Genomic DNA, 8,351 nt, shown 5'->3' with positions numbered 1-8,351 from the left:
GTAAGCACAGTGGACTGACTTACTATTCGTTGTTTGAAGTGCTGGATAAGGTTTCGTCTAAAGCTTAGGGGTCTTTAACTGTAGCGCCGTTGTGCATCCAGTAACAACCCCTTACCCACACTATTAAACAAGTCGCCACTGACCCACTTTGCATGGCTGAACTTCTGAGAAATAAGTTTCTTAACGGAAGGAAGTGCGGTAGAGCCGCCGGTTGTAAACAGCGTATCAATTTGTGATGCCTTTAAACCAGCTTGGATTAAAGTATCGTCGATGGCGGTAAAAACCTTGTTAACATCGCTTTCAATCGAGTTTGCTAAATCTAATTGGCTGACTTCACTTTGCAGCGGTTCTTCGATGCTTCCATTGCTTTCTAAGCTAAGCAAATAGCTTAAATCTATGCTGGTCTCATTGTATTGTGATAGTTCGATTTTGGCTTGTTCAACACTTGCCGCGAGTCTGTGTCCTTGTTTGTTCTTGAGCAGTTGCCCTAAACGCAGCATCGCTTTTTTATCTTGGCTTTCGCGCGCAAGCTCGGAAATATCTCGAAGTATATTCGCTTCGTACAACAGGTGAATTCGATGCCACGTTGCTAAGTCTACATAGTAGTGCCGTGGCATTTTTAATGTTGGTTTGTCGATGTAGCAGCTGTTTAAACCAAAATGTGGCATGACCGTTGCCATGCTTAAATGACGGTCAAAATCGGTACCGCCAATGTGGATACCGTGATTAGCCAATAGGTCATCATCTCTTTGTGACTTTAAGCGGTTTTGTTTGGATAATTTAATCAGGGTAAAATCGGATGTGCCGCCACCTATATCAATAATCAGCGCGAGCTCTTCTTTATCAACTTGTTGCTCGTAGTCATAAGCAGCAGCGATGGGTTCAAATTGAAATGACACCTGTTTAAAGCCAACGGAGTGCGCAATGTCGGCCATACGGTTTTGCGCCGCTAAGTCTAAATCTGGGTGATCATCGTTAAAGTGCACAGGGCGACCTAAGACGACTGATTCGAGAGTCTGCTGTGTATAGTCTTCGGCGCGTTGCTTTAAGCTGGCCATAAAAAAGCCGATGATGTCGTTAAAGGCATAGCGCTTGTGTTTGATTTGCGTGCCTTCATCCATATTTTTTGAGCCGAGAATGCTTTTCATGGAACGCATTAAGCGGCCAAACTCCCCACGACTGTAAAGCTCTATGGCTTGTCGGCCAAAGTAGATGTCATCGGTTTCAAAATCAAAGAAGAGTGCGCTGGGTAAAGTCGTTTCAAACTTGCCACTGTGTGAATCATGTTCCAGTGGAACCATTTGCGATTGTTGCTGATGCTCAACGCCAACTGTTGAGTTTGAAGTGCCAAAATCGAGGCCACAAATAGACATAATTCACCGACGCGTCTGAAAAGGGCGCGAAAGTCTAAAAGGTTAGGGTTAAATTGCAAGTGGTAGTGCGCAATAAACCCTAACTATTTGACAGCGGTTAGGCTTTCAAGAAGGGGTTGATTATCCAACCGAACGGGCCCGTTAACTTGACTGGAGCCTCAACTATGGTGAGTAACCAGCAGTCAGCATCGGCATGCGCTAATGGTGAATGATTATGCTTGCCATCTAAGTGAACAAAATCACCCGCGGCATAGGTGCCTAGTTCATCAGAAAAGCCGCCTTCAATGACCACGCTGATTTCACTGCCTCTGTGTGTATGCTGTGGTACACGTCCGCCGGCATTCATGTGGTGCAAGCCAACAATCATATTGTTTTCGTCTTGCATTAGGCGAGTCGTATGTAAGTTTTTCATCGGTGAAGACCAGTTGAGGTTTTCAACTTCTCCGTTGATGAGCTTTTCTACCACAGCAGGAAAGCGTCTAGGTTCAGCTTTTACTGGCTGAGCCTCTTGTTGAACGACCTGCTCGCTGTCTAATTTAGACATTAACGTATCAAAGTCTAAGCTGACCGTTGTTTGTGGTGTTTGATGGTCAAACAATGCACTGGCGGCAGATTCGGCAAGCCGAGCTTGCGCTTTGCAAGCTTTACAATAATGTAAATGGGTTGCAACCGCGATACTCAGTGCACTAGAGATGCTTCCCGATGCAAACTCGATGAGTTGATCATTCGATGGGTGCCATTGTGTCATAATTCATTTGCCCCCAAGGTTAATTTGAGTTTCTGCATGGCGAGTCGTACTCGACTTTTTACGGTGCCTAACGGCAAGCCTAATTCGTCTGCCACCTGTTGATGACTCTTATCTTCTAAAAATACTTTAGAGATTATCTGTTTTTGATCTACCGGCAATGTATATAGCTGCTCATTTACCTGTTGTTGAATGCGCGATACGCGAACATCACTGAATAAGTCTTCTTCTGACTCTAATTCCCAGACATCGTCGGCATTAAGGTCGCTGCGGTATTTATTCAGTTTTCTTAAAATATTAATGCGTTGGTTACGTGCAATAGTAAAGATCCAGGTAGACGGAGCTGCTTTTTTTGCATCGTATAGGGGAGCTTTGCGCCAAATAGTCATCATAACGTCTTGCACAAGCTCTTCAGGCAAGTGATCGCCTTGGAAGTGTAGGTTAGACGACACTGCAAATGATTTTATCAATGGTCCGAAGTGTTTAAAAAGAGCTTCAAACGCAGATCGATCTTGACTTTCAGCAACCTTTTCGAGCATCTGGGCAAAGTAAAGCCGTTCTTGGTCTTTATCCATTGCCTCAGAAACCTTTACTTCGGTTCGCAACTGAAATTGCAAAACGGTTCCCATATTGAGTCCACATTGTGTTGGTTTGCTGCTTTATACGAGCCGTTTGGGGCACTGGATCACCTATGCGAATAGTTTTTTGCGAATAATTTGGAGAAGTTTTTTACTGTTTTTGCCCGCGACGATAGGCGCCTTTGGGTCATCTGGCTGTTCTTTGCGAGCACCACGTACGATGGCGCGGAAGGCTTGTATCTCGATGCCTTCGTTTTCTTCAATCCACTGACTTTCAGCTTCTTTGGTTTTGATAAGTCGTTCACGCCAGCGCTCAGCCTGGTTTTGTAAGCGTAAGAAAAGCTCAGAAGAGGTGTCGAGCTTATCGAATTCACGCTGAATACCTTCAAGATCTTCATTGCGCATGACTTTGCCGACGTATTGCATATGCCGTCGCATACCTTCATGGCCTTTTACGCGGCGGCTTTCATCTATTGCATCTAGCATTGTTTGGGACAACGGAAACTTGGCTAATTCAGCGGCTTTTAGGCCAATGAGTTGCTCGCCTATTTCTTGAAGGGCGATCATGTCCCGCTTCACCTGGGATTTAGACACCCAATCTTCGTCATCTTCGTAATTAGTGTCGTTAAAATCGCTCATGTTAAAACCTTTATCTTTAGAGTAAAAAAACCGTGGCTAACCCTAAAAAGGTTAAAAAGCCGAAAACGTCGGTTAAGGTGGTAAGAATAACACTTCCTGACAAGGCAGGGTCAATGCGTGCGGATTTTAAAATAAAAGGCAGCAAGGTACCAGATAAGACTGCAACGCATATATTGACAAGTATGGCCGCGGCAATGACTAACGCCAGTGATAGCTGCCCGTACCAAAGAACTGTGATGGCGCCAATAACACTGGCCCAGAGCGCTCCATTAATAATGCCGACACCTAATTCGCGCATGACCATCCAGCTTAGGTTAGCTTTTGATATGTGCCCCGTAGCCATTCCACGGATGACTAAGGTGAGTGTTTGGCTACCTGCAATACCGCCCATGCTTGCGACAACAGGGCTTAGTACGGCTAACGCAACGATCTTTTCAATAGAAGCTTCGAATTGGCTCATTACCGCAGCGGCCACAAAGGCTGTTGCCATGTTAATACCGAGCCATACCGCACGTTGTTTACTGCTTCTGACAACGGGTGCAAAGGTGTCTGATTCTTCATCTAAACCCGCTAATCTCATCATGTTGTGATCGGCTGAGTCCCGTATCACGTCTACAACATCGTCAATGGTGATTCGGCCAATGAGTATATCGTCCTCATCTACTACCGGGGCTGAAACGAGGTCATCGCGTTCAAAGAGTTGGGCTACTTTATCTTCGTGGGTGGTGGCGTCTATCGCTTTGATCGTTGTATCCATGACCGAAGATACAATTGCTTGAGAGTTGCTTTGCAATAACTCAGTCAACGCTAACGAACCTTGATAATGAAATCGGCGGTCGACTACCCAAAGTACGTCAAGTGATTTAGGCAGCTGTATTTTTCGTAAATAGCGTAGAACAGCTTCTATGGTGACATCACCGCGAATCGTGACCATGTTTGTGGTCATGAGACCGCCAGCGGTATCTTCTGGGTAAGCAAGCAACCCTTCGACCTGAGAGCGCTCGTCTCTTGGCATGAGCTGTAGGACGCGATGAGAGGCTTCTGAGGGCATCTGCTGCAAGATGTCCGCTAAGTCGTCGCTGTCTATATCTTGAGTGGTTTCGACAATCTCTTCTGCGGACATGTCTTCGAGGAATTGCTGCTGAATATCCTCGTTTAAGTGAACTAAGACTTCGCCCTGATCTTCTTCATTGATCAAACCCCAAAGTAGGTGCCGGACCTTACGAGGACTAGATTCGAGGATGTGAGCGATTTCAGGTGGAGAGAGTTCGTTTTGTAATATCGTTGCGGCGATTCCGATATTTGAAGATTCTAACGCAAATATTATTCGCGTTTGTAAGGTATCAAGATGATTCTGATCTGGAATGTGTGACATTCATCGTCCTTGGTTGGTGGGCATTATTCTTCCTCATCAAAACGGTTGTTGATAAGTGTTTGAATTGCCTCCCATGCAGCTTGGTCGTCATTTCCATCAACGGTAAAGGTTAATTCCGAACCTTTTGCCGCTGCAAGCATCATGACGGCCATAATGCTTTTTGCATCGGCTTGCCGAGAATCTTTTTGAATTTTGACTTCGCAACTAAATTGAGATGCTGTGGCAACTAACTTTGCTGCCGCACGTGCGTGTAGCCCTAATTTATTAATAATGGTTATTTTTTCAGTTATCACTAATGATCGTTTCCCATGTCTCGGTGTCGTATTTGAGTTGACGGGTGCTGCGCTTTAAACGTGGCGGTAAGCTGCTCCACTAAATAGACACTGCGGTGCTGACCGCCAGTACAACCAATGGCTACGGTTAAATAGCTGCGTTGATTGTTTTCATATTCGGGTAACCATCGGGTCACGAAGCGAACGATATCATCGAACATTTCATTAACCGATGTTTCTTTTTGTAGAAACTCTTGAATCGGTTGATCCCGTCCGGTGTATTGGCGCAAGCTCTTATCCCAGAATGGGTTTGGTAAGCAGCGAACATCAAATACGAGATCGGCGTCCTTTGGAATGCCATGCTTAAAACCGAAACTCAAAAACTGCAAGGATAAGCCTTTAGGTTTGGCGATGAGTTTTTCTTTAACCTGCTCGCGCAGTTCTTGCAACGATAAAAGGCTGGTATCTATTTTTAAATCTGCACGATTTGCGATTGACGACAAAAGTTGAGCTTCATGGTCAATGGCTTCGGCTAGTGAAAGATGATCATTTGTTAGCGGGTGTTTTCGTCGTGTCGCAGAGAACCGTTGTAATAATATAGATTCATCAGCATCTAAAAATAGTACTTCGGCTTTTATAGCATTTGGCAGGCTCGCCAAAATATCTGGTAATTCAGTAATGCCTTCTGAAGACACTCGCACATCAATGCACACCGCAACCTCACGGTTGCTGGCAGATGCGGCCATCCAACGCACGAGCTCTGGCAACATAGGAGGTGGAAGGTTGTCAATACAAGTGAAACCAGCATCTTCAAGCGTGTTTAATACGGTTGATTTTCCTGAGCCTGATCGCCCACTAATGATGACCAGCCGGAACGGTTGTGTCGTCATGTTTAGCCTCGATAAATAAGATTAGTTTAGTTAGCCTACAAAGGTGCTAAATAGCGATTCGACCGTTTGACAGCTTCTGATTTGACTTAGTGTAGCAGAATTATTGACTCTTTCGACGACATTAGCCAAAAGCTGTAAATGCTCATCGGTGGCATCAAGCGGGACAATAAGTACAAAAATTAGATCTACAGGCTTATGATCAATCGCTTCAAAGTCAATCGGGGTATCTAGCTTTACTAATGCGGCAATAGGTTTATCTATGCCTTCTAGGCGGCAATGTGGTACTGCAACGCCTGAACCAATTCCGGTACTGCCTAAACGTTCTCGGGCAATAAGTTGGTCAAAAAGTGCGTGTTCTTGCACGTCGCCAAGCGATGGTGAAATTCGCTCAGCGAGTGTTTGTAGCACCTTTTTTTTACTGGCACCGAAGTTACCAATGAAGGTTCGTTCGGTGCTTAAGACTTGCGATAAAGATGTCATAGTGGACGTTAGTTTCCGTGTGCTCGGGCAACCGCTTTTTCTTTATGCTTTAACAACTGGCGGTCGAGTTTATCAGTCATTTGGTCAATGGCTGTGTATAGGTCTTCGTCAACTGCTTCAGCATGTATTTGGGCTCCTTTAATATTGACAGAAGCTTCCGCTTTTTGTCGTAACTTCTCAACGGTAAACGTAATTTGTACGTTCCCAATTTGATCGTAGTGACGCTTGATTTTTTCTAGACGGGAATCGACAAACTCGTGGAGGGCTTCAGTGACTTCAACATGGTGACCGCTGATATTGACTTGCATGGGCTGCTCCTCTTGCAGTTATAAAAGACCGACTCTACTTTGAGTGGGTCAACGTTGAACAACTACCTGTTGTTCATAAAGCTAATTTGTTTTCTTACTATTAATATTGCCCTTGATTGGCAAAACTTCAAGTCGAATTTGAACTATTTATGTTTTAAGTCAAACTCTTACGTTCATTTGACGGTGGAATGCTCAATGCTTCACGATATTTGGCAATTGTGCGTCGTGCCACCTTGATTCCTTGTTCACCGAGCAGTGTTGCTATTTTCGAATCGCTCAATGGTTTTCGAGTGTTTTCGGCGGCAATGAGCTTTTTAATTAATGCTCTAATTGCTGTGCTTGAACACTCTCCGCCAGAGTCTGTACTAACATGACTGCTGAAGAAATATTTTAATTCAAAAATGCCCCGAGGGGTGTGCATATATTTCTGAGTTGTGACTCGAGAAATAGTGGATTCATGCATATCGACCGCTTGTGCAATATCGTGCAAAACAAGTGGTTTCATGGCTTCTTCACCGTAATCAAAGAAGCCACGTTGGTATTCAACTATTGTTGTGGCGACCTTTAGCAATGTTTCATTTCGGCTCTGTAAGCTTTTAATAAACCATCTAGCTTCGGCAAGGTGATCTTTCAAGTAATTGTTGTCAGATGAATTATCTGCTCGTTTCACCATCGACGCATAAGATGAGTTAACTTTAAGCTTAGGCGCAATATCGGGATTTAGCTCGACTCGCCATCGATTATTTTTAATATCTTTACTTACAATGACATCAGGGACGACATATTCTGACTTTCCTGAGTCGACCATGCTACCCGGCTTAGGGTTGAGCGTTTGAATGAGTAAGATAATGTCACGTAATTCATTTTCTTTGATTTTTACTTTTCGCATTAAGCCTGCAAAATCTTTACTGCCTAATAAATTAATGTGGTTTTCGACAATATTGATGGCAGTATCGCGATGTTCTGTTTCACTTGGCAGTTGCTTTAGCTGTATTGATAAACAATCAGCTAAGTCGGCTGCGCAAACACCAGGCGGGTCAAACTGTTGGAGCCTGTGCAAAACAGCTTCGATTTCATCGAACTCTAATTTATCGTTCTCCTCTGATAGGTCATCGATCAGTCCTTCGAAAATATCTTCGAGTTTGCTCGATAAATAACCATCGTCATTCGTGCTTTCTAAAATTGCTTCGGCAATAACTCTGTCTTTATCAGACATGGGCGTTAAATTTAATTGCCAATGTAAGTGAGATAACAAAGAGTCTGTCGTGCCATGTACGTTTTCTAAGTTGTAGTCGTCGTCGGGGCTGCCCGCACCATGGCTTGTTGGCGTATGCGTATAAATATCATCCCATGAGCTATCTACACCAAGGTCATCTGGAATGTTTTCTGCAATTTCAAGTTCTTTAGTTGGTTCGTTAGCCGTATCGTCAGGGCTGAGCATTTCTTCTTTCGCGCTGTTTTTATCATTCGGCTCGCCCTCGGTTGAAGTAATATCTTCACTTACTTCTAACATTGGGTTCGAATCAAGTGCTTCTTGAATTTCTTGCTGCAAATCAAGAGTGGACAATTGTAATAACTTAATCGCCTGCTGAAGTTGCGGCGTCATGGTCAAAGATTGACTCATTTTAAGTTGTAAGGATGTCTTCATACTTAATTACTACTCACTTTCTAGTGACCTAATTGTCATAACC

General features: G+C 44.1%; 10 protein-coding genes. All 10 read right to left on the bottom strand.

All coding sequences use genetic code 11. From position 1 onward, the window contains the following. Positions 1–74 precede the first annotated feature (74 nt). The 10 genes from ACI882_RS16820 to ACI882_RS16775 all read right to left on the bottom strand — a co-directional run bounded on the left by ACI882_RS16820 (position 75) and on the right by ACI882_RS16775 (position 8,308). The gene (locus tag ACI882_RS16820; RefSeq protein ID WP_411744050.1) at positions 75–1,373 is read right to left on the bottom strand and encodes an Hsp70 family protein; all 1,299 of its coding nucleotides are present in this window, start codon (positions 1,371–1,373) and stop codon (positions 75–77) included. A gap of 97 nt (positions 1,374–1,470) precedes the next feature. Then, the gene (locus ACI882_RS16815) at positions 1,471–2,121 is read right to left on the bottom strand and encodes a ChrR family anti-sigma-E factor (protein ID WP_411744051.1); all 651 of its coding nucleotides are present in this window, start codon (positions 2,119–2,121) and stop codon (positions 1,471–1,473) included. Next, positions 2,118–2,747 (bottom strand): sigma-70 family RNA polymerase sigma factor, encoded by a 630-nt coding sequence (locus tag ACI882_RS16810; protein ID WP_411744052.1) that lies wholly within the window; start codon positions 2,745–2,747, stop codon positions 2,118–2,120. Before ACI882_RS16810 ends, ACI882_RS16815 begins: the two co-directional genes overlap by 4 nt. A gap of 60 nt (positions 2,748–2,807) precedes the next feature. Next, complete coding sequence (gene yjgA, locus ACI882_RS16805; RefSeq protein WP_411744053.1) at positions 2,808–3,335, bottom strand: ribosome biogenesis factor YjgA; 528 nt, start codon at positions 3,333–3,335, stop codon at positions 2,808–2,810. A 16-nt stretch (positions 3,336–3,351) separates the two neighbouring features. After that, positions 3,352–4,710, bottom strand: a complete 1,359-nt coding sequence (gene mgtE / locus ACI882_RS16800; protein ID WP_411744054.1) for a magnesium transporter — start codon at positions 4,708–4,710, stop codon at positions 3,352–3,354. Positions 4,711–4,733: 23 nt separating this feature from the next. Continuing rightward, positions 4,734–5,003, bottom strand: a complete 270-nt coding sequence (locus tag ACI882_RS16795; RefSeq protein ID WP_411744055.1) for an HPr family phosphocarrier protein — start codon at positions 5,001–5,003, stop codon at positions 4,734–4,736. After that, positions 5,003–5,872 (bottom strand): RNase adapter RapZ, encoded by an 870-nt coding sequence (gene rapZ, locus ACI882_RS16790; RefSeq protein WP_411744056.1) that lies wholly within the window; start codon positions 5,870–5,872, stop codon positions 5,003–5,005. Before rapZ ends, ACI882_RS16795 begins: the two co-directional genes overlap by 1 nt. A 30-nt stretch (positions 5,873–5,902) precedes the next feature. Further along, entirely contained in the window at positions 5,903–6,352 is a 450-nt protein-coding gene (locus ACI882_RS16785) for a PTS sugar transporter subunit IIA (RefSeq protein ID WP_411744057.1), read from the bottom strand. Between the two features lie 8 nt (positions 6,353–6,360). Continuing rightward, the gene (gene hpf, locus ACI882_RS16780) at positions 6,361–6,660 is read right to left on the bottom strand and encodes a ribosome hibernation-promoting factor, HPF/YfiA family (protein WP_411744058.1); all 300 of its coding nucleotides are present in this window, start codon (positions 6,658–6,660) and stop codon (positions 6,361–6,363) included. 154 nt (positions 6,661–6,814) lie between these two features. Next, positions 6,815–8,308: an RNA polymerase factor sigma-54 gene (locus ACI882_RS16775; protein ID WP_411744059.1), complete on the bottom strand. Its 1,494-nt coding sequence runs from the start codon at positions 8,306–8,308 to the stop codon at positions 6,815–6,817. Positions 8,309–8,351: the final 43 nt, after the last annotated feature.

This window comes from Reinekea sp., assembly GCF_046710285.1.
In the GTDB taxonomy this organism is placed as follows: domain Bacteria; phylum Pseudomonadota; class Gammaproteobacteria; order Pseudomonadales; family Natronospirillaceae; genus Reinekea.
This window is presented reverse-complemented; position numbering and strand designations above follow the sequence as displayed.

What these genes read in the sequence shown, in the direction of transcription:
- ACI882_RS16820 (WP_411744050.1), bottom strand. Translation starts at nt 1,373, where the DNA reads ATGTCTATTTGTGGCCTCGATTTTGGCACTTCAAACTCAACAGTTGGC.
- ACI882_RS16815 (WP_411744051.1), bottom strand. Translation starts at nt 2,121, where the DNA reads ATGACACAATGGCACCCATCGAATGATCAACTCATCGAGTTTGCATCG.
- ACI882_RS16810 (WP_411744052.1), bottom strand. Translation starts at nt 2,747, where the DNA reads ATGGGAACCGTTTTGCAATTTCAGTTGCGAACCGAAGTAAAGGTTTCT.
- yjgA (WP_411744053.1), bottom strand. Translation starts at nt 3,335, where the DNA reads ATGAGCGATTTTAACGACACTAATTACGAAGATGACGAAGATTGGGTG.
- mgtE (WP_411744054.1), bottom strand. Translation starts at nt 4,710, where the DNA reads ATGTCACACATTCCAGATCAGAATCATCTTGATACCTTACAAACGCGA.
- rapZ (WP_411744056.1), bottom strand. Translation starts at nt 5,872, where the DNA reads ATGACGACACAACCGTTCCGGCTGGTCATCATTAGTGGGCGATCAGGC.
- ACI882_RS16785 (WP_411744057.1), bottom strand. Translation starts at nt 6,352, where the DNA reads ATGACATCTTTATCGCAAGTCTTAAGCACCGAACGAACCTTCATTGGT.
- hpf (WP_411744058.1), bottom strand. Translation starts at nt 6,660, where the DNA reads ATGCAAGTCAATATCAGCGGTCACCATGTTGAAGTCACTGAAGCCCTC.
- ACI882_RS16775 (WP_411744059.1), bottom strand. Translation starts at nt 8,308, where the DNA reads ATGAAGACATCCTTACAACTTAAAATGAGTCAATCTTTGACCATGACG.